At 39.0% G+C, this 19,821-nt stretch carries 21 protein-coding genes; 19 read left to right on the plus strand and 2 right to left on the minus strand.

The features are described from left to right. Positions 1 to 2 precede the first annotated feature (2 nt). The 5 genes from SFC47_RS11950 (at position 3) to mntR (ending at position 4,639) form a co-directional block, all read left to right on the plus strand. On the plus strand, positions 3 to 968 hold the full coding sequence (locus SFC47_RS11950) for a sugar kinase (protein ID WP_411254489.1): 966 nt from the start codon (positions 3 to 5) through the stop codon (positions 966 to 968). 16 nt (positions 969 to 984) lie between these two features. Then, positions 985 to 1,614 (plus strand): bifunctional 4-hydroxy-2-oxoglutarate aldolase/2-dehydro-3-deoxy-phosphogluconate aldolase, encoded by a 630-nt coding sequence (locus SFC47_RS11955; protein WP_411254490.1) that lies wholly within the window; start codon positions 985 to 987, stop codon positions 1,612 to 1,614. A gap of 5 nt (positions 1,615 to 1,619) precedes the next feature. Continuing rightward, a complete protein-coding gene (locus tag SFC47_RS11960; protein ID WP_411254491.1) occupies positions 1,620 to 1,781 on the plus strand; it encodes a hypothetical protein in 162 nt (53 codons plus the stop codon). Positions 1,782 to 1,966: 185 nt separating this feature from the next. Beyond that, positions 1,967 to 4,147: a DNA topoisomerase III gene (locus SFC47_RS11965; protein WP_411254492.1), complete on the plus strand. Its 2,181-nt coding sequence runs from the start codon at positions 1,967 to 1,969 to the stop codon at positions 4,145 to 4,147. A 69-nt stretch (positions 4,148 to 4,216) separates the two neighbouring features. Next, positions 4,217 to 4,639 carry a transcriptional regulator MntR gene (gene mntR, locus SFC47_RS11970; protein ID WP_411254493.1) on the plus strand — a complete coding sequence of 141 codons (423 nt, stop codon included), beginning with the start codon at positions 4,217 to 4,219 and terminating at the stop codon, positions 4,637 to 4,639. A 326-nt stretch (positions 4,640 to 4,965) separates the two neighbouring features. Here mntR and SFC47_RS11975 read toward each other — a convergent pair whose 3' ends face one another. Both SFC47_RS11975 and metA read right to left on the minus strand, forming a co-directional pair. Then, complete coding sequence (locus tag SFC47_RS11975) at positions 4,966 to 5,178, minus strand: DUF3892 domain-containing protein (RefSeq protein WP_411254494.1); 213 nt, start codon at positions 5,176 to 5,178, stop codon at positions 4,966 to 4,968. A gap of 109 nt (positions 5,179 to 5,287) precedes the next feature. Continuing rightward, the gene (gene metA / locus SFC47_RS11980; protein ID WP_411254495.1) at positions 5,288 to 6,196 is read right to left on the minus strand and encodes a homoserine O-acetyltransferase MetA; all 909 of its coding nucleotides are present in this window, start codon (positions 6,194 to 6,196) and stop codon (positions 5,288 to 5,290) included. Positions 6,197 to 6,391: 195 nt separating this feature from the next. On the opposite strand from metA, the gene SFC47_RS11985 reads away from it, so the two are divergent. The 14 genes from SFC47_RS11985 to SFC47_RS12050 all read left to right on the plus strand — a co-directional run bounded on the left by SFC47_RS11985 (position 6,392) and on the right by SFC47_RS12050 (position 19,808). Beyond that, positions 6,392 to 8,074 carry a formate--tetrahydrofolate ligase gene (locus tag SFC47_RS11985; RefSeq protein ID WP_411254496.1) on the plus strand — a complete coding sequence of 561 codons (1,683 nt, stop codon included), beginning with the start codon at positions 6,392 to 6,394 and terminating at the stop codon, positions 8,072 to 8,074. Between the two features lie 16 nt (positions 8,075 to 8,090). Beyond that, positions 8,091 to 8,627, plus strand: coding sequence for a hypothetical protein (locus SFC47_RS11990; RefSeq protein ID WP_411254497.1), 537 nt, complete (start codon positions 8,091 to 8,093; stop codon positions 8,625 to 8,627). A gap of 135 nt (positions 8,628 to 8,762) precedes the next feature. Continuing rightward, entirely contained in the window at positions 8,763 to 9,611 is an 849-nt protein-coding gene (locus SFC47_RS11995; protein WP_411254498.1) for a DegV family protein, read from the plus strand. Positions 9,612 to 9,623: 12 nt separating this feature from the next. Continuing rightward, entirely contained in the window at positions 9,624 to 9,827 is a 204-nt protein-coding gene (locus SFC47_RS12000; RefSeq protein ID WP_411254499.1) for a hypothetical protein, read from the plus strand. Positions 9,828 to 9,902: 75 nt separating this feature from the next. After that, positions 9,903 to 10,553 (plus strand): HD domain-containing protein, encoded by a 651-nt coding sequence (locus SFC47_RS12005; RefSeq protein ID WP_411254500.1) that lies wholly within the window; start codon positions 9,903 to 9,905, stop codon positions 10,551 to 10,553. Further along, on the plus strand, positions 10,550 to 12,439 hold the full coding sequence (locus SFC47_RS12010; RefSeq protein ID WP_411254579.1) for an ABC-F family ATP-binding cassette domain-containing protein: 1,890 nt from the start codon (positions 10,550 to 10,552) through the stop codon (positions 12,437 to 12,439). The genes SFC47_RS12005 and SFC47_RS12010 overlap by 4 nt, the downstream gene beginning before the upstream one ends. A gap of 141 nt (positions 12,440 to 12,580) precedes the next feature. Beyond that, the gene (locus tag SFC47_RS12015; RefSeq protein ID WP_411254501.1) at positions 12,581 to 13,717 is read left to right on the plus strand and encodes a conserved virulence factor C family protein; all 1,137 of its coding nucleotides are present in this window, start codon (positions 12,581 to 12,583) and stop codon (positions 13,715 to 13,717) included. A 58-nt stretch (positions 13,718 to 13,775) separates the two neighbouring features. Next, positions 13,776 to 14,210 (plus strand): BrxA/BrxB family bacilliredoxin, encoded by a 435-nt coding sequence (locus SFC47_RS12020; RefSeq protein ID WP_411254502.1) that lies wholly within the window; start codon positions 13,776 to 13,778, stop codon positions 14,208 to 14,210. Positions 14,211 to 14,256: 46 nt separating this feature from the next. Then, positions 14,257 to 15,030 (plus strand): class I SAM-dependent methyltransferase, encoded by a 774-nt coding sequence (locus SFC47_RS12025; protein WP_411254503.1) that lies wholly within the window; start codon positions 14,257 to 14,259, stop codon positions 15,028 to 15,030. Positions 15,031 to 15,155: 125 nt separating this feature from the next. Next, the gene (locus tag SFC47_RS12030; protein ID WP_411254504.1) at positions 15,156 to 15,734 is read left to right on the plus strand and encodes a YpjP family protein; all 579 of its coding nucleotides are present in this window, start codon (positions 15,156 to 15,158) and stop codon (positions 15,732 to 15,734) included. A gap of 99 nt (positions 15,735 to 15,833) precedes the next feature. Next, on the plus strand, positions 15,834 to 16,415 hold the full coding sequence (locus tag SFC47_RS12035) for a TerD family protein (protein WP_411254505.1): 582 nt from the start codon (positions 15,834 to 15,836) through the stop codon (positions 16,413 to 16,415). A 72-nt stretch (positions 16,416 to 16,487) separates the two neighbouring features. Next, a complete protein-coding gene (locus tag SFC47_RS12040) occupies positions 16,488 to 17,258 on the plus strand; it encodes a TerC family protein (protein WP_411254506.1) in 771 nt (256 codons plus the stop codon). Positions 17,259 to 17,335: 77 nt separating this feature from the next. Then, positions 17,336 to 18,532, plus strand: a complete 1,197-nt coding sequence (locus SFC47_RS12045; RefSeq protein WP_411254507.1) for an HpcH/HpaI aldolase/citrate lyase family protein — start codon at positions 17,336 to 17,338, stop codon at positions 18,530 to 18,532. Further along, positions 18,474 to 19,808 carry a phosphoribosyltransferase family protein gene (locus tag SFC47_RS12050; RefSeq protein ID WP_411254508.1) on the plus strand — a complete coding sequence of 445 codons (1,335 nt, stop codon included), beginning with the start codon at positions 18,474 to 18,476 and terminating at the stop codon, positions 19,806 to 19,808. The genes SFC47_RS12045 and SFC47_RS12050 overlap by 59 nt, the downstream gene beginning before the upstream one ends. Positions 19,809 to 19,821 lie beyond the last annotated feature (13 nt).

Raw genomic sequence — 19,821 nt, forward strand, 5'->3', positions numbered from 1 at the left:
CTATGAATTCACAAAAGCTTGATGTGGTTACAATAGGGGAAACCATGGGTCTGTTTACTCCAAACAAGCAAGGCTACCTGCGATATGCGAATCAGTTCTCTCAATCATTTGCAGGATCCGAAACAAATGTGGCAATTGGCGTATCTCGTATGGGGTATAAAGCAGGCTGGATTAGCAGGGTAGGGCAAGACGAGTTTGGAAAGGGATTATTGATGTTTTTAAGGGGAGAGAATATTGATTTAACCTTTGTGAAAGAAGATCAAGACTCCCCAACAGGTTTAATGTTTAAAGAATATTTACGAGAAAATCAAACAAGGGTTTTCTATTATAGAAGTAATTCGGCCGCCAGTCGTCTATCTCCCGAGGACATCGACAGGTCATATATTAGTCAAGCAAAATATCTATTTGTATCGGGTATCACCCCTGCATTGAGTAGGTCTTGTCAATTAGCAGTAATGGCTGCGATAGAGATAGCGAAAGAAAATGGGGTCCAGGTTGTATTTGATCCAAATCTGCGAAAGACGTTGTGGGATGAAGGTATTGCCCGCCAAACCTTACTTGAAATTGCAAAACAAGCAGATATTGTTCTTCCGGGTATCGGTGAAGGAGAATTCTTGTTTGGAACGAATGATGCAAAAGAAATAGGTGAAAAGCTTTTAGAATTGGGAGCCAAAGTAGTGATAGTTAAACTCGGAGAAAGAGGAGCATGTGCAGTAACCAATGAGGGTGCAGAGTTTATTCCAGGCTATGACGTTAAAAGGGTGGTGGACCCAATTGGTGCTGGAGATGCATTTGCAGCAGGTTTTTTAACTGGCCTGCTGGATAAGTTATCACTATCTGAAGCTGTTCATAGGGCGAATGCATTTGGTGCACTTGCAACGCAGGTAAAAGGAGATATTGAAGGATTGCCAGAACGTGTACAATTAATTCAATTTATGAATTCAACGTCTGATGATGTTGAAAGGTAATAAAGGAGCACAATCTATGAAAATAGAACACTTTAAAGAACATAAGATTATTTCGATTGTTCGGGGGATTGCATTAGAGGATGCAGAACAAATCTTTCAAACGTTATACGAAGAGGGAATCAGGCTGATTGAGGTCACACTCAACACGGAAAGTGCATTGACAATGATCAATGAGATGAGCAGGAAGTTTGAAGGGCGCATGTTTGTTGGAGCAGGGACCGTTCTAACCCCAGAAATGGCAGATCAAGCGATTGAGGCAGGTGCAAAGTTTGTTCTTACACCTACTGTTAATGTAGAAACCATACACACTGTCAAAAGAGCAGGAGTCTTCTGTATAGCAGGTGCACTCACACCAACTGAAATTCTCACTGCGTATGAAAATGGAGCAGATCTAGTGAAAATTTTCCCGGCTGGCACTATGGGAGTAAATTATATAAAAGATCTCAAAGGCCCGCTTCCGCAAATACCTACAGTACCAACTGGAGGGATTGATATTACCAACGCATCGGAATTCCTTTCTGCAGGAGCCACAGCACTAGGCGTGGGAAGCTCGATTGTAAAAGGGAAAAAAGGCTATAAGGAAGAGGACTTTACTGAATTAAGAGAGAAAGCAAGAAGGTTTTACCAAGTTTGTCATGAAAATTAATATGTTTGTACAAAAAACCACAGCACTTTGCTGTGGTTTTCGCCTTTTATACTTTTAATCTTTTTGCATTTACGAATAACGATAAAAGTGGGAAAATGGTAGTGAATCCTCTATATAAAGGAGTTGATATGTTTACGATCATTACCTCTGTTCTAACTTCACCTTAAGATCAATCCGCTCTAAAACCTTCCTGAAATTAATAGTTTTATATTCTCAATTTCCTCAAATTACCGTTTAAATTCCCTTCTATATTTATCAATGGTCTACTAATGGATATATTTTTATCCTTTACAAAAAGACAAATGAAGTGGGAAAATGAATGCTGGATGCTTTATCAAAAGGAGCAATCGTAATGAAATTAATTATTGCTGAAAAGCCAGACCAAGGTTCAACACTGGCTTCTATTTTTAAAAATAAAAAACAAAATGGTTTTATTGAAGTTTTTCCAAATGAGACTTTTCCAAATGGTGCCTATATCACCTGGGCAATTGGGCATTTATGCCAGTTGGTTAACCCTGAAGCTTACGAGCCTGGATGGAAAAAATGGTCGCTGGATAATCTGCCGATGATCCCAAGTCAATTCCAATATGAAGTAACAAAGGATAAAATAAAACAATTTTCTGTAATCCAAAAGCTGGTAAACAACCCAGCGGTAACCGAAATTATCCATGCTGGCGATGCCGGGCGTGAAGGTGAACTGATTATCCGTAATATACTGCGGATGACAGGCTGTAAGAAGCCGATGAAACGACTTTGGATTTCATCTTTAACAGCTAACTCCATTCGCGAAGGGTTTAATAAATTATTAGATGAAGATTATACAAGAAATTTATATTTTGAGGCCTACACCCGGGCTTGCGCAGATTGGGTTGTTGGCATGAATGCTTCACGCCTTTATAGCTTGCTGCTGCAAAAACAAGGCTTTTCAGATGTGTTTTCAGTAGGACGGGTACAGACACCGACATTAGCTCTTATTGTAAAAAGAGAATTGGAAATTGAGAACTTCAAATCTGAACCTTTTTGGGAAGTAATTGCACAATTTAATATTGAGGGCAAGAAATATATTGGAAAGTGGCAGAATGATGGAGAAACTCGGGTAAAGACAAAGGAAATGGCTGAGAAGGTTGCTGCGTTTTGCCGAGAAAAGCCAGCGGAAGTCAGAGAGGTGATTTCGGAAAGAAAAGAATTTTTACCACCGTTACTTTATAATCTCTCAGCTCTGCAGGCTGAGGCGAATAAACGATATAAATTTTCACCGAAGAAAACACTGGATGTACTGCAAAAACTTTATCAAAAGGGAAATGTATCCTATCCACGTTCGGACTCACGGTATGTAACGAAAGAAGAAGCAAATACATTTCCAGAAATACTTACTAAATTAAGCCAAATCAATGGTTATGATAAGTTTTTCCCGCTGCCAATCGAATCAATTGGCGATAACAAGCGTTATGTAAACGAAAAAAAAGTCACAGATCACTATGCGATTATTCCTACCGAACAAATTCCGAATGTCGAAAGATTGGACCCAGACGAAAAGAAACTATATGATCTCATTGTAGCAAGTTTAATTGCCGCGCATTATCCAAAAGCGATTGCAGAATATACAACAGTTACTACTTTAGTAGATGGACGGGCAGTTTTCCAATCGAAGGGAAAGGTCCAAATCGACGAAGGCTGGCGGAAGGTAATCAAGCAAAAGGAAAAAGAGGATGAACCGGCACTTCCTCTATTAACAGAAGGGGAACAGGGCCATACGACAAAGGTTGATGTAAAAGAGAGTCAGACACAGCCGCCAAAGCGCTATACTGAAGGTCAGTTAATCACGTTAATGAAGACCGCCGGCAAGCATATTGAAGACAAGGAAATGGAAAAAATATTGTCTAAAACAGAGGGTCTTGGTACGGAGGCGACAAGGGCAGGTATTATTACTATGCTGAAGGACCGAAAATATATTGATGTCACAAAGAACTTAGTATATGCAACAGCTAAGGCAAGAATATTGATTGACGCGATAGGTGAGGAAATTCTTGCATCCCCGGAAATGACTGCAAAATGGGAGCAGAAATTAAAAGAAATATCTGAGGGTTCTGCTTCTCCAAAGAATTTCATGGAACAAACCAATAAAATGGTTTCCCATTTGATTACTTCAGGAGTCGGGCATTCTGCTTCATGGGCATTTTCAGAGGATGTGCGCGAAAATTTTACTCCAAGTAAAAAGATGACAAAAGGAAAAGGCAGTACGAAGCTGGGAAAATGCGGAAAATGTGATGGCTCTATCGTTGATAAGGGAAGCTTTTACGGCTGTTCGAACTATCAAAAAAATCAATGTAATTTCACTATATCTAAGAAAATCCTTGGAAAAAACATTACTCAAAAGAATATAAAACTTCTCTTAGCTGAAGGGAAAACAGAGGTAATAGAAGGTTTTACCAATAAGGATAAAACGTTCAGTGCCCGGCTTTTTCTAGATGAACAGGAGAAAAGGATCAAGTTTCTATTTGATGAACAAAATGCTAAAAGTGTGACAAAGTGATAATACAACTTGTCACTATTTTTTTTCTATAGTAAACTTTTAAGAGAGTATTTTTTTTGGAGGTCCGGGATGCCAACACCTAGTATGGAAGATTATATTGAACAAATATATATGTTAATTGAAGAAAAAGGGTATGCCCGTGTTTCAGATATTGCAGAAGCACTATCTGTTCATCCCTCCTCAGTCACAAAAATGGTTCAAAAGCTCGACAAGGATGAATATTTAGTATATGAAAAATATAGAGGCTTCAGCTTAACCACGAAAGGGAATAAGATTGGAAAACGCCTTGTATTTAGACATGATTTGCTTGAACAATTTCTAAAAATAATCGGTGTAAAAGATGAAAATATTTATAATGATGTAGAGGGAATTGAGCACCACTTAAGCTGGGATTCGATTGAAAGAATCGTTGACCTCGTTCAATTTTTTCAAGAAGATGAATCGAGGATAGAGGCATTAAAAGAAATACAAAGACAAAATGAAACGGAATAATTGACTAAGCACTTGGCGGCAGCCAAGTGCTTTTTTTGTTATGACCCCTACCATATGAGGCCCCTTTTGATGAGCACCTAACTAAAAAGGGCTTCATGAGTCATTCATGAGGCTTATTTCGATGAGAATCTTCCTAAAAAGGGCTTTATGAGTCATTCATGAGGCCTATTTCGATGAGAATCTTCCTAAAAAGGGTTTCATGAGCCCATCATGAGGCCCTTTTCAAAGAAAACCTAGCTAAAAAGGGCTCCATAACCGCATCATGAGACCTATTTCATGGAAGAATTGACTAAGAATGGCTTCATGTAAATTTATTTCATCCAATATTAGAACAAATCAGGATATTGGTCAAAGGATTGTTCAGCCTCGGGGCTTAGAAGTAGGTTTCCATAAGAGTCTTCAATAGTTTGGACGCCTTTGATGGCGCCGTTTGCCGCTTCCATTACTGCCTTTTGATAAGAAATAATCCGTCCCCCAGATGTGACAAAGCTGATAATTTCTCCAAAATGATTACGATGCAGTGCTACGACTGTTTCCACAACGTTTCCCCCCTTTGCTCGATATTCTTTCTATATAGAACAAAAATTAAACGATGACTTTGAAAAATAAATAGAAAAGAAGCACCGGATTCTCCCGATGCTTCTTTTCTTAATCCCAATTAAAAGGTGTTTCCTGATAAACATAATAGTTGAGCCAATTTGAGAAAAACAAATGCCCATGTGAACGCCAGCGATTAATTGGCGGCTGTGTTGGATCATTATTCGGGAAGTAATTTTCCGGAATATGGATTTCCAGTCCTCGTGCAATATCTCGATTATATTCCTGAGCCAAGGAATCAGACTCGTATTCCAAATGTCCGGTAATCATCACATGTTTTCGGTCACGGGATGCAATCAGCAGAGCGCCTGCTTCCTCTGAAGCTGCTAACAGCGTCAGCTCGGGGTTTTCATGAATTTCACCAACCGATACATCTGTATATCGAGAATGGGGAGCATAAAAATGATCATCAAAACCACGCAGGAGTAAATCATTTTGCTCGAAAATCCGATGCTCATAAATACCTGAACATTTACGAGAAAGCTCAAATTTATCAATTCCATAATGATAAAATAGGGCAGCCTGTGCACCCCAGCATATATGCAGGGTAGAAGTGACGTGGGTTTTGGTCCAGTCCATGATCTCAGTGAGTTCCTGCCAGTACTTTACCTGTTCAAACTCCATAAGTTCAACCGGGGCACCAGTAATAATCATACCGTCATACTTTTGATTTTTGACCTCTGAAAAAGTAGTATAAAATTGTTCCAGATGCTGTTTACTCGTGTGTGTGGATTCATACGAATTGGTTTTTAAGAATTTAACATTTACTTGCAGCGGGCTGTTTCCCAATAGCCTTAAGAGCTGGGTCTCTGCCTTTTCTTTTTCGGGCATCAAATTTAAGATAAGTAGTTTTAATGGCCGAATATCCTGACGAATTGCCCGTTCGTCGTCCATGACAAAGATATTTTCATGTTCAAGAATTTCTCTAGCTGGCAGCAGCTTTGGAATGTTAATAGGCAAGGTGCACTCCCCCTTTATTACGTTACATTTAGTATATAGTATATTTTTAAAATTCGGTCATTAACATTATAAACATTATACTAAATTCAGAAAAGAATAATTTGTTGTGAAAAATAATACACGAAATAAATCAGGGATTTGATACAATATAAGAGGTTTACTATTCTATGTGAATGCGGGGGATCATTTTTGCAAATGAAAACATCAGTTAAGTCCGACATTGAAATTGCACAAGAATCAACCATGAAGCCAATAGTTGAGATTGCGGAAAGTATTGGTTTAACGGAAGATGACCTCGAACTTTTTGGAAAATATAAAGCGAAAATTTCTTATGAGGCACTATCAAACATTGAATCAAATAAAAGCGGGAAAATCATACTTGTTACTTCCATCAATCCTACGCCTGCGGGTGAAGGGAAATCTACCGTAACAGTAGGTCTTGGTGACGCTTTTAAAAAGATTGGCAAGAAAGCGATTATTGCCATTAGAGAGCCTTCCTTGGGTCCGACGATGGGAATTAAAGGCGGCGCTACCGGCGGCGGTTATTCACAGGTTTTACCGATGGAAGATATCAATCTGCATTTTACTGGTGATTTGCATGCGATTACAACGGCTAATAATGCTCTAGCAGCTCTATTGGATAATCATATTCAACAAGGAAATGAACTCAACATTGATCAGCGCCGCATCGTCTGGAAACGTGCAGTTGATTTAAATGATCGTGCGTTAAGAAAGGTTGTTATCGGGCTTGGAGGACCGCTTCAAGGTGTTCCTCGTGAGGATGGCTTCGATATTACCGTTGCCTCAGAGATTATGGCCGTTCTATGTTTGGCAACAGATTTGAAAGATTTAAAATTACGATTAGCACGTATGGTTGTGGCCTATAATGATAAAAAGGAACCTGTAACGGTTGGGGACCTTGGCGTGGAAGGCGCACTGACATTGTTGTTAAAGGATGCGGTGAAACCGAATCTAGTTCAAACCATTGAACATACACCTGCACTCGTTCATGGCGGCCCTTTTGCCAATATTGCGCACGGCTGTAATAGTGTAATTGCTACTCGTGCCGCTTCAAAGCTAGGAGATTATGTCATTACAGAGGGCGGTTTTGGCGCAGATTTAGGAGCAGAAAAGTTTTTACATATTAAAGCAAGAAGTGCGGGTATTAAACCTGAAGCCGTGGTAATTGTTGCAACCATCCGAGCATTAAAAATGCATGGAGGGGTGGCAAAATCTGATTTGGCGAAGGAAAACATCGCATCACTTACGTTGGGATTCGCTAACCTGCAAAAACATATCGAGACGATTAAAAGCTTTGGTTTACCAGTGGTCGTAGCGATTAATAAATTTATTACCGATACCGAATTAGAAGTTCAAACCCTGCTTGAATGGTGTAAACGGGAGGACGTTCCCGCTGCATTAACTGAGGTCTGGGAAAATGGCGGTGCCGGTGGAGTTGAATTAGCAGAAACACTTCTATCCGTGATTGAAAAGGAAGAAAATAAATTTCAGCCTTTATACGATTTATCTGATTCACTCGAATCAAAAGTAAGAACAATTGTCCAAAAGGTATATGGCGGCAAGGATGTAGAATTCTCTTCAAAAGCAAAGAAACAACTGGAGGATTATGAAAGATTCGGCTGGTCTAATTTAGCTATCTGTATGGCTAAATCACAATATTCCTTATCTGATGATCCAACGAAACTAGGAAGACCAACAGATTTTACGGTGAATGTCAGGGAGTTTAAACCATCGATTGGGGCTGGTTTCATTGTGGCTCTAACGGGAGAAGTTATGACCATGCCTGGGTTGCCAAAGAAACCAGCAGCCTTAAATATGGATGTAGATGAGAAAGGCAAGGCATTAGGTTTGTTTTAATAAATGAGGTGAGTCAATGTTTGATCCAACTGCTTTTGATAATATGAAGGTAGTCATAGAGGGCGCGCTTTACGATTTAGACCTAGCAGGAAAAATCGTTATCATTGATCGCAACGATCAGATAAACATGGCAAAAATGTCGCGAAATTTTGATGTCCATTTTCAATTACCTGATGCTAAAGGAAATCAAGTTACTGCCAAAATGGAAATTAACTCCGATATGATTAACCTGGCAGCGGAGCTATTATCTGATGCGCTTTCTTCGACACAAGCAGGATGCAAATTAAGACTTCAATTTTTTCATAAAGATATTTCCGATGAACAACAATTAAAGGAAATTAGCTGGATTCTCACAGAAATTTGGGGAGAAACAAGAGAAATTTGTCAATCTGTTACAATTACTCCTTCAAAAGCACTCATAAGTAATTGTATATCGATTGAATTTGACAGACTGATTGGTGAAGATCTGATGGACGACTTCGTTGAATTGATTGATTTTATGATCACAACAATTCAGCAATTGGAATCCTACCTGCTTGAAATCAGTAAATAATCACTTTAAAGGCCGGCTAAAAAATTTTTTAGCCGGTTTTTTTATTGTATAAATTATTTACAATATTTAGATTTCAAGGTACGATTATTTTGACTAGATATTAAGACCTCATACCAATTTAAAGGGGAGATTACATTGGTTAAAACGGCATGGGTTACTGACAGTACTGCTTATTTAGATGATGATTTAAAGAATCATCCTGATTTGTATACAATTCCATTAACGATTTTACTTGATGGCGAGGAGTTTGCTGATGGCATTGATTTGAGTGCGGCGCAGCTTTATGCGAGATTAAAGGAGTTAAAGTCCCCGCCCAAAACTTCACAGCCTGCAGTCGGAGTTTTCCAGCAATTATACGAGGAGCTTTCCAGGGATTATGACCAAATTGTAGCCGTCCTAATATCAGGGAAGTTAAGTGGTACAGTTTCCTCCAGTGAACAGGCAGCTAAGCTAGTTGAGTTACCTGTTACAACCTTTGATTCCAATATTCTTACTGCGCCAATGACCGCATTATTAAAAAAGGGGATGGAACTGGTTGAAGCAGGGAATAGTATTGAATCGGTAATTGATCAATTAGAAACGTTAAAGACTACAAATGAGACGTATGTTTTAATAGGCAGTTTGGAGCAGCTTCATCGGAGTGGAAGGATGTCTGGATTACAGTTCTTTTTAGGAAGTATGCTGAATGTAAAGCCGATTATTTCAATTGAAGACGGTGCTCTCAATACAAAGGAAAAAGTGAGAAGTGATAAGAAGGCAAAGGAAAAAATCCTTGATTACCTAAAATCTTCTTATGAAAAACATCGGTTCAAGGAAGTTTATATACTTTATGGTCTCCACCCTGAGCCTGCAAATGAATGGATGGAGGAAATAGAGAAATTATATCCTGAGTTAAAGGTGATTTGCTGTCCGCTTGGTGCTGTTATTGGTGTTCATGCGGGCGAAAATACACTTGGCATCAGCTGGCATAATGGACTGAAATAACTTTATTCCCTAATGAGCATACTAAAATGGCAGTTCATTTTAGTTAAGGGGGTAATCATCATTAGTAAGCAGGGAAGACAAAATTCGAATATGACGCGTGAGCAAATTGAAAAACAAGACCAAAAAAATGATATCGAAATAGGCAGCGAGTTTACAATAGGTAACACAAAATCGCAAAGCCAGAAAAAAAGCGGCCGTCAAGCAAACAAAAAATAACTCCGAATTGTTTCGGGGTTATTTTTTGTTTGTTTTTCATGGTAAAATATCAGGGGTGAAGGAAGGTGTTTCTATATGACTAAACAAATGATTGAAAAAGCGGCAGTTTATGTCCGTAATGAATTAGGCGAAGACGCAACAGGACATGATTGGTATCATGTTGACCGTGTGAGACGGGCAGCTTTACATATATGCAGCGAAGAGCAAGCAGGTGACCCATTTATTATTGAAATGGCAGCTTTATTACACGATATTCCGGACGAAAAGCTAAATGACAGCGCAGAAGCAGGGAAGAAAAAGCTGGATTTATTTTTTCAAAGTATTGAACTACCGGATGAAGCACAGAACGCTATTGTTCAAATTATAGAGAGTATTTCATATAAAGGCGGAAGGAAAACGGAGCTAAAGTCGATTGAGGCAAAAATCGTACAGGATGCAGACCGATTAGACGCAATTGGAGCGATAGGAATTGCCAGGGCTTTTGCTTATGGCGGTAAAAAAGGACAGCCCATCTATGATCCAGCTATTAATGTTCGAGAAGAAATGAGTCTCGAAGAATACCGAAAAGGTAAATCAACCAGCATTCATCATTTCTATGAGAAATTATTAAAATTAAAAGATTTACTGAATACAGATACAGCGAAGAACATGGCAGAAAAGCGGCATCAAATGATGGAGCAATACTTAGAACAATTTTACCTAGAATGGGATGGTCAAGACCGATGAAGATGCTCACAGTAGAGAATGTTACGAAAACGTATGGAGAAAAGCGGCTTTTTAATCATATTTCCATTACAATTGGTGAAAAAGAGCGAGTCGGCTTAATCGGAATAAATGGAACGGGAAAATCCTCACTACTAAAAGTTATTGCTGGCTTGGATCAGCCGGATGACGGAAAAATTATTACAGGCAAGGACTACAGTATAGCGTTTTTGGACCAACAGCCAGATTTAGATGCAGAAAAAACAGTTCTTGAACAAGTATTTCATGGTGATGCACCTATTCTTAGACTAATGCGTGAATACGAAAAAACGCTTTTGTTATTAAATACAGCTCCTAATGATACAAACATTCAAGAAGATTTATTCCAAATGCAAAAGCAAATGGATGCTTTAAATGCTTGGGATGCAAGTACAAACGCCAAGTCGATTTTAATGAAGCTTGGAATCGAGGATTTCACGAAAAAGATAGGGGAGCTTTCGGGCGGACAAAAGAAACGTGTCGCGTTAGCGCAAGTTCTGATTGCTGAGCCTGATTTATTGATTCTTGATGAGCCTACGAACCACCTTGACTTTGACTCTGTTAAGTGGCTGGAGGATTATTTGAGCAGATACAGTGGGTCGATTCTGCTTGTCACACATGACCGATACTTTTTAGATCGCGTTGCAAATAGAATGTTCGAATTAGATGGCGGCAATCTTTATAGCTATAAAGGAAATTATGCCGCATTTTTAGAAGCAAAAGCCATCCGTGAAGAAAATGAGGCTGCAACCTTTGAAAAAAGGCAGAATCTTTTTAGACGAGAACTTGAGTGGATGAGACGCGGCGCCAAAGCAAGGACGACTAAGCAAAAAGCACGGATTCAGCGTTTTGATGAGCTGGAAGATAAGCTTGCAGGCGGGAAGCCGACAGGTGAACGAGTTGATATTTCACTAAATGGTAGCAGACTTGGGAAACAGGTATTTGAACTCAAGGACGCATCAAAGCGATACGGGGCGAAGACAATCCTGAATCACTTTGATTTACTAGTGAAGCCCGGCGACCGCCTGGGGATTATCGGCCGAAATGGAACGGGAAAGTCAACGTTATTAAATGTTCTTGCTAAAAAGCTGCCGCTTGATGAAGGTGAATTCATTATGGGGCAGACGGTGAAAATAGCTTATTATACACAAGAAAACGAGGATATGGATGAGAATAAGCGGATGATTGAATACATTAAGGAGACAGCTGAAGTGGTGGAGACATCAGATGGGAAAACACTGTCTGCGGCACTGATGCTTGAACGTTTTTTATTCCCGCCATTCTCCCATGGAACACCAATCCGCAAATTATCGGGCGGAGAAAAGCGCCGTTTATATTTATTGAAGCTGTTAATGACGGCACCCAATGTTCTTCTGCTCGACGAGCCGACAAATGATCTAGATACACAAACATTGACGGTTCTAGAGGATTATCTTGAAGAATTCCCTGGCGTTGTGATTACTGTGTCTCATGATCGATATTTCCTTGATAAAGTGGTTGACCAGCTTCTTGTTTTGCGTGGAGAAGGCAGGATTGATTCTTTCTATGGAAATTACAGCGAATACCTAGAAAAAGAATCTGCGGAAGAAGCGAAAAAGAGTGCTGCTAGTACACCTGTACAGACCAAAGCTCCTGAAAAGGAAAAAAAGAAAAGGATGACCTTTAAAGAGAAAAAAGAGTGGGAAGAAATTGACGATTTGATCGAAAAAACAGAAGCCCGCTTAGAGGAAGTTGCCGAAGAAATGGGAAACACCGGCAGTGACTTCACAAAAGCACAGGAATTAATGAAATTAGAAACAGAACTAAACGAAAAGCTAGAGTATTTGATCGGAAGATGGGAATATCTGGCTGAATTAGCTGAAAGCGAGTAGAAAAGTGCGTCATTGACGTACTTTTTTTTATCGAAAAAGTTAAAGCCGCCACCATTGAAACACCTAAGACCAATTCCTAGAATGAAATATAATCATTATGTTAAACTTGTATAAGAGAAACTAAAGAATTAGGTGAAGTACATGAAAATTAAGGCAATCGAACCAACTCCAAGCCCAAATACAATGAAAATTATCTTAGATCAAGAACTGCCAATGGGAAAAAGCCATAATTATAAAAACGATACAGCAGTCAATGCACCTGTTATTATCCAAAATATCCTTCAAATTGAGGGAATCAAGGGTGTATATCATGTAGCAGATTTTTTGGCAGTTGAAAGAAATGCGAAGTTTGACTGGAAGGATTTATTGCCGCAAGTCCGCCATGCGTTTGGAGAAACAAAGGAACATAGAGCTGAGGCCGAGAACAACCCAAATGAACACTTTGGTGAAATCAAGGTGGAAGTCCAAATGTTTAAAGACATTCCTCTTCAGGTAAAACTGACAGATGGGAATACAGAGAAAAGATTCGGAATGCCGGAAAACTTTCTAAAAGCAAGAGAACGTGCGCAGCTTCCGGATGAAAATTACATCCTGCTCCGCAGATGGGACAATCAGGGTGTCAGATATGGAGAATTTGATAGTATTGGCCAAGAGGTAGTGGAAGAATTAATAGCGGCTTATCCAGCTGAAAGGCTCGAGGACCTTGTAGCGAAAGCCCAATCCACTGATGCTGCTGCAATTTCAAGGCCATTACGACAACGTAAAAAGGTAACTCTTGAATCGTTAGACAATCCCGATTGGCAGGTTCGCTATCAGCTTCTAGAACAAATGGATGATCCCGATATTTCCGACCTGCCTATATTAGAAAAAGCCTTAGCAGATGAAAAGCCATCCATCCGCAGACTTGCGACTGTTTATTTAGGGATGATTAAAGACCAAAGTGTCCTGCCGTATTTATATAAAGCATTAAAAGATAAGACCGTTACGGTAAGAAGGACTGCCGGTGACTGCTTATCAGACCTTGGTTTCCCTGAGGCAAGTGAAGAAATGTCAAAAGCACTGCAGGACGCAAGCAAATTAGTCCGCTGGCGAGCTGCGATGTTTTTGTATGAAGTAGGCGATGAAAGTTCATTGCCAGCTTTAAAGGCAGCCGAAGATGATCCTGAGTTTGAGGTCAGCATGCAAATAAAAATGGCAATTGAAAGAATACAAGGCGGCGAGGCAGCAAAAGGTTCGGTCTGGAAACAAATGACGGAGGCGCGTAAAACAGACAACTAAATTGCACATAACAAATGAGATATAGTAAACTGCAAATATAGAAAGTGAGGTTTTTATAATGTCAATGGCATATGAGGAATACATGAGACAAATGGTACTGCCAATGCGTGAGGAACTAACAAGAACAGGATTTAAAGAACTTACAACAGCGGAAGAAGTAGAAAACTATATGGAAAATGCAACAGGTACTACACTTGTTGTTGTAAATTCGGTTTGTGGATGTGCAGCTGGACTAGCAAGACCAGCAGCAACTCAGAGCGTCTTAACTAGTGATAAAAAACCAGAACATCTAGTTACCGTCTTTGCTGGACAGGATAAAGAAGCAACAGCAAAAATGCGTGAGTATTTCGAAGGAATTGAACCTTCTTCTCCATCAATGGCATTATTAAAAGGAAATAAAGTGGTTCATTTTATCCCGCGACATGATATTGAAGGCATGCCGATGGAATCTATTATGGATAATTTAAAGGCTGCATTTGAAGCCAATTGTTAAAAGGATGTCATTTCGACGTCCTTTTTTTTGGAGGTAATGTAAGATCATGTTTGTTACGACAGCAGGAAGAACCAATCAGCAAATGATTGAAAAAGCAATGGAGACAGCAGAAGTATTAAACATTCCCTACATAGCTAGAAAAAAGAAATCCATCCTTCTCCTCCAAAAAGAAACAAACAGTGAATGTATAGTAGTGGGAAAGGAAAGACTTGAGTTATTTCACAAGGAAGCACAGCACCCCTTCTTCTTTCATCCAAATTCTGCTATGTTTCGGATCAAGCGCTTAAAAAACGGTGAACATGACCCATTTGCTGATGCCGCACAACTAAACAATGGTATGACTTTTCTAGACTGCACCCTCGGACTCGCTTCTGATTCGATTGTCGCAAGCTATTTAGTTGGTGATGAGGGTCGGGTGACAGGCACCGAGGGTCAGAAATATTTGGCTTTCATCGTTCAAGAAGGACTCAGGACGTGGAAAACGGAAGTTCCAGAAATGAATAAGGCAATGGCAAGTATTCAAGTGATTCACAGCCAAGCACTTGAATACTTAAAATCTCTGCCTGATGAATCCTATGATTGTGTTTATTTTGATCCGATGTTTGATGAATCAATTCTTGAATCAGATGGAATTAAGGCATTAGGATATATAGCTATGCATGAAGACTTAAACAAAGAAATGATAGACGAAGCGTATAGAGTTACTAAATATAGAGTTCTTTTAAAGGACCACTATAAAAGTAAAAGGTTTGAAAAGTATGGATTTAACGTTTTTCGAAGAAAAACAGCAAAATTTCACTTTGGCATCCTAGAGAAATGAGAATTTTCTATTAATTTATAGGTAATGATTTTTCCATTTTGCCTGCAAAAGAAGTATAATCATTAGTAAGCGTTAAAAATCGGAAAAATTAATTGAATTCTTCCAGGTACAAAAGGGGAAAATAGATGAATAAGTGGATTCGTAAATCAGTTGTCGTACTAGTTTCACTTTTAACATTTGGTCTTATTACACCGACTCAATTAATAAATGGCGTTAATGCTGAGAAACCTAATGAGAGAGATATATTTGAATCGATATCAACTAGAGAAGCCAGCTATTTAGAAGAATCGCGTGTAGATAGAGAAGGGATTGTAAGGGAGTTACTTAAACAAGCTGAGCAGCAGTCTTATCAGAAATTTGGGACGCGAATTAAGCCGGTCATAGAAAATGAATTTAGGGAAATTATCCTGCCTAATATAGAAAAAGCACTACAGGAAACAGCGGCACAGTTCCCAACTGAGGACTTAGTAAACTTATCCATAACGGAGTCTCCGGGCAAAGGTCAATCAGAAAAAATCTTTAATATCAAAAACAGTGATACCAAAAATGATATTCTGCGTTTCCATGTAAGAAGAGATAACCCGCCGCAAGCAGGCTACTGGTTTAACTTTCATTATCATACCTATCATGACGACTTTCAAAGTCATCATGAGCTGGGAGCCATCTATTGGGCTAAAAATACACCGCCTAAATGGATGAGTTAAAGATTTGCGTAAAAGAAGGAAAAAGTTTTATTATAATTTTGAAACCTTTTCTAGAAAATCTCGTATATAGACTATTACCTAAAATGGAGGAATGTAAAAATGGCAATTAGTTTATCAAAAGGACAAAAAGTAGACTTAACAAAAACCAATCCCGGGTTAACAAATGTAGTAGTAGGTTTAGGCTGGGATACAAATAAGTATGATGGCGGTAATGATTTCGACTTAGATTCATCCGTTTTCTTATTAGGCGAAAATGGTAAGGTTACAAACGAAACAGATTTTGTGTTCTACAATAATCCACAAGGTGCAAATGGTGCAGTTGTACATACTGGTGATAACCGTACTGGAGCAGGTGACGGTGATGATGAGCAAGTTAATATCAACCTATCAGCAATTCCTGCGAACATCCAGCGTGTTACATTTACGATTACTATTCATGACGCAGCTGCTAGAAACCAAAACTTTGGTCAAGTATCCAATGCATATGCTCGTATTTTCAATGAAGCAAATGGTGAGGAATTAATCCGCTATGATTTAGGAGAAGATTTCTCTATCGAAACTGCTGTTGTTGTTGGTGAATTATATCGTCATAATGGCGAATGGAAGTTTAGCGCAATTGGCAGCGGCTATCAAGGCGGCCTAGCAGCTCTTGCTACAGACTTTGGTTTACAAGTAGGATAACAACTAGAATAAAGACCCAGCTGTTGCTGGGTCTTTAACAAAAATCATATAAATCCGGGAGGAATTTTTTTTATGTCTGTTTGGCAGGGAATTATTGATACTTATGCACAATTTTTTAACTGGGAAATGTGGGGGCAAGTTTTAACAGACCCTGTTGCTTGGGGGTTAATTGGTACACTAGTTATTCTAGAAGGATTACTTTCCGCGGATAACGCACTTGTGTTAGCGGTAATGGTAAAACACTTACCACCTGACAAACGAAAGAAAGCACTTTTTTATGGATTATTAGGGGCATATGTTTTCCGTTTTATCGCCATTGGGGTCGGGGTATTCTTAATTAAACTCTGGTGGGTTAAGATTCTTGGTGCAGGGTATCTGGCATGGTTATCTATTAAGTATTTCATGGATAAACGTAAAGCAGCACAAAATGAAGAGGAAGAAGCTCATGGTATGAACCAAACCGGTCTTTTAATCCGACTATTTGGAACCTTCTGGGGAACAGTTGTGGCAGTTGAATTAATGGACATTGCTTTCTCTGTTGATAGTGTGCTTGCAGCCTTTGGTGTCAGCGAAGAAATTTGGGTATTATTAGTCGGCGGTATGCTGGGAGTATTAATGATGCGTGGTATTGCCGGTGTTTTCTTGAAATTAATTGACCGGGTGCCTGAGCTTGAAACATCTGCTTATGTATTAATATTATTAATTGCAGCAAAAATGCTTATCGCTGTTTTCGGTATTCACCTGCCGCATTCGGTATTCTTTATTATTATATTAGTTACATTCGGAGCTACTTTCGTTATTCATTATATGAACAAAAAGAAAGAAGTCGGCAAAGAATCATAATTAGCAGTGTACGACATAAAATGGGGAACAGACGAAAAGTCAGTCCCCATTCTTTTTTATTAAAGGAGTTATGGTGAATGAGGTATTTTACTTATTTTTATGAAAATGAGTTAAAGGCGTTGTTTTTTCAAACGCCTAAGGACTTTAACAAGTACAGTGATCGGGAACTTTTATCCTATGGTCTAGGTGCAACATTATATATGCCGGCAACTCGTCCAAACATTCATCAAGACCTCCTCTCAAAAAAGCATGAAGGATTAACTTCGCTGGTTATGGATCTAGAGGATGCTGTTGGAGATATTGAAGTTGAGAGAGCGGAAGTACTGCTAACAGAGGAATTGCTTAAGTTATATGGTGAATTCAAAAAAAGCTATATCACAATTGACGATCTGCCGCTTCTGTTTATCCGGATTCGAAATTTAGAGCAGTTAAAGAGAATCAAGCAGAGATTAGGGAGTGCCATTGAACTTTTGACGGGTGTGGTTTTACCGAAATTTAATGGTGATACTGGTGACGCTATATTAACAGAGGTTGTGAACATACATACAGAATACAAGCCTTTTTATGCCATGCCAATACTTGAAAGTGATAAAATAATACAAAAAGAGACTAGAATGACAGAACTCATGGCAATTAAACAGCTCCTCGATCGCTATAAAAATAATATATTGAATGTTCGGATTGGGGCGACGGATTTCTCAGGGTTATATGGAATCCGGAGAAGTGTAGATACTACGGTTTACGAGATTGCTGTTTTACGAGATTGCATTGCCGATATTATTAATGTGTTTCAACGCTCAGATAGTCCCTACGTAATTTCAGGACCAGTTTGGGAGTATTTCTCCTCAAAACCAAGAATGTTAAAACCGCAGCTAAGGCAAACTCCTTTCCGCGAACGATATGGTGACGAAGGCTTGAAATGGCGGGCAGAACTAATTGACCAAAACATGGATGGCCTTATCAGAGAGGTATTAATGGATATTGCCAATGGGATAACGGGTAAAACGATTATCCATCCTACTCATATTAAAGCTGTCCAGGCCCTCAATGTTGTAACGTATGAAGAATACATCGATGCATGTTCGATTGTGGAATCAGCAAATGGTGAACTTGGTGTGAAAAAGAGTCATTTTTCCAATAAAATGAATGAAATTAAGCCCCATTTGTATTGGGCTAAAAAAATTCTATTAAAATCTCAGCTTTTCGGGGTGCTGCATGAAGGATACACTAATATCGACCTTATCAAAAAAGACGTATACTCATACCATTCTTGACGCGATCAACGTAGACATTGAAATTATTGCTAACCCGTATCAGTTACCTCTTGAGGAACTGTTTACAATGGCAGCAAGAATTAATAAAAAACGCTCATTTTTATTTGTCAGTAAAGTTCTTGGGAAGCATTTGCCCATTCATCCACAAAAAGGTCTGTTAACAGCCGCATTACTTGCAGCAAGATATGCTGAAACATTAAAAGGGCTTGATACTCAGGTTACAAATGAATTAATTAATGCTTTTGTTCAGAATAAACCGCAGTTTCAAAGTACGGCTTTTATCCCTAATTCTGCTAAACCAGTTATTATCGGATTTGCTGAAACTGCGACGGCACTTGGGCATGCTTTTTTTGATTGCTTTATAGACGCAGAGTTTTTCCATACGACAAGAGAAGAAATTGGCAGTTTAACACCTAGTATTACCTTTGAAGAAGAGCATTCTCACGCTACCTCGCATCGCTGCTATATACCGCTTGAGATGATTAATAATGATCGTGAAATCATCTTAGTAGATGATGAAATGACTACCGGAAAAACAGCCATAAATATTATCCAATCCATCCATGCTCAGTTTCCAAGGAAGGAATACAGTGTTGTATCAATTTTGGATTGGCGGTCAGATGAAAATAAACAACAGTTTGCACAACTAGAATCTACACTTGGGATTAAGATTAACATCGTAAGTTTATTGAGTGGCAAGGTTAAAGTAGAAGAGATTGGGGAACTTCCAGAACAAGTGCTATTAAATTCATACGCTGGAATTGAACCTTCAATTGAAGAAATCTCATTATCAGCTTTCTTTGATGAGGCATGCTCTTCCATCAATAATACAACTCCTCTTATTACAGAAACGGGCCGCTTTGGTACAGATAGTCATGATAATAAGGTGCTTCATAGTAAAATAAGTGCTGCAGCAAATATATTAAGAGAACATAGGACGGGAAGGAAAACTCTTTGTTTAGGAACTGGAGAATTCATGTATATCCCAATGAAATTATCGGCAGAGATGGGCAGTAACGTATACTATCAGTCAACGACTAGGAGCCCAATTTTCATTCAAAATATCGAAGGCTATGGGGCAAAGCATGGAATTGGTTTTCCTAATCCAGAGGACTTAGATGTTGCACATTTTGTTTACAATATACCTCCTTTGGAATATGATGAACTCTTTGTTTTTTTTGAAAGAGAGGTACCTGCTGAGAACATTCAGCCGTTATTAAAACAATTAGCGAAATTACAGATAAAGTCGGTGAAAATTGTCTTTTTCTCGCATTAAAAGGAGTGAAAAG

It is taken from the genome of Neobacillus niacini (assembly GCF_046591715.1).
GTDB lineage: Bacteria > Bacillota > Bacilli > Bacillales > Cytobacillaceae > Neobacillus > Neobacillus niacini_L.

Excerpts from the sequence above, each read along its gene's own strand:
- SFC47_RS11950 (WP_411254489.1), top strand. The coding sequence starts at position 3 with ATGAATTCACAAAAGCTTGATGTGGTTACAATAGGGGAAACCATGGGT.
- SFC47_RS11955 (WP_411254490.1), top strand. The coding sequence starts at position 985 with ATGAAAATAGAACACTTTAAAGAACATAAGATTATTTCGATTGTTCGG.
- SFC47_RS11965 (WP_411254492.1), top strand. The coding sequence starts at position 1,967 with ATGAAATTAATTATTGCTGAAAAGCCAGACCAAGGTTCAACACTGGCT.
- mntR (WP_411254493.1), top strand. The coding sequence starts at position 4,217 with ATGCCAACACCTAGTATGGAAGATTATATTGAACAAATATATATGTTA.
- SFC47_RS11985 (WP_411254496.1), top strand. The coding sequence starts at position 6,392 with ATGAAAACATCAGTTAAGTCCGACATTGAAATTGCACAAGAATCAACC.
- SFC47_RS11990 (WP_411254497.1), top strand. The coding sequence starts at position 8,091 with ATGTTTGATCCAACTGCTTTTGATAATATGAAGGTAGTCATAGAGGGC.
- SFC47_RS12000 (WP_411254499.1), top strand. The coding sequence starts at position 9,624 with ATGAGCATACTAAAATGGCAGTTCATTTTAGTTAAGGGGGTAATCATC.
- SFC47_RS12005 (WP_411254500.1), top strand. The coding sequence starts at position 9,903 with ATGACTAAACAAATGATTGAAAAAGCGGCAGTTTATGTCCGTAATGAA.
- SFC47_RS12010 (WP_411254579.1), top strand. The coding sequence starts at position 10,550 with ATGAAGATGCTCACAGTAGAGAATGTTACGAAAACGTATGGAGAAAAG.
- SFC47_RS12015 (WP_411254501.1), top strand. The coding sequence starts at position 12,581 with ATGAAAATTAAGGCAATCGAACCAACTCCAAGCCCAAATACAATGAAA.
- SFC47_RS12020 (WP_411254502.1), top strand. The coding sequence starts at position 13,776 with ATGTCAATGGCATATGAGGAATACATGAGACAAATGGTACTGCCAATG.
- SFC47_RS12025 (WP_411254503.1), top strand. The coding sequence starts at position 14,257 with ATGTTTGTTACGACAGCAGGAAGAACCAATCAGCAAATGATTGAAAAA.
- SFC47_RS12030 (WP_411254504.1), top strand. The coding sequence starts at position 15,156 with ATGAATAAGTGGATTCGTAAATCAGTTGTCGTACTAGTTTCACTTTTA.
- SFC47_RS12035 (WP_411254505.1), top strand. The coding sequence starts at position 15,834 with ATGGCAATTAGTTTATCAAAAGGACAAAAAGTAGACTTAACAAAAACC.
- SFC47_RS12040 (WP_411254506.1), top strand. The coding sequence starts at position 16,488 with ATGTCTGTTTGGCAGGGAATTATTGATACTTATGCACAATTTTTTAAC.
- SFC47_RS12045 (WP_411254507.1), top strand. The coding sequence starts at position 17,336 with ATGAGGTATTTTACTTATTTTTATGAAAATGAGTTAAAGGCGTTGTTT.
- SFC47_RS12050 (WP_411254508.1), top strand. The coding sequence starts at position 18,474 with ATGAAGGATACACTAATATCGACCTTATCAAAAAAGACGTATACTCAT.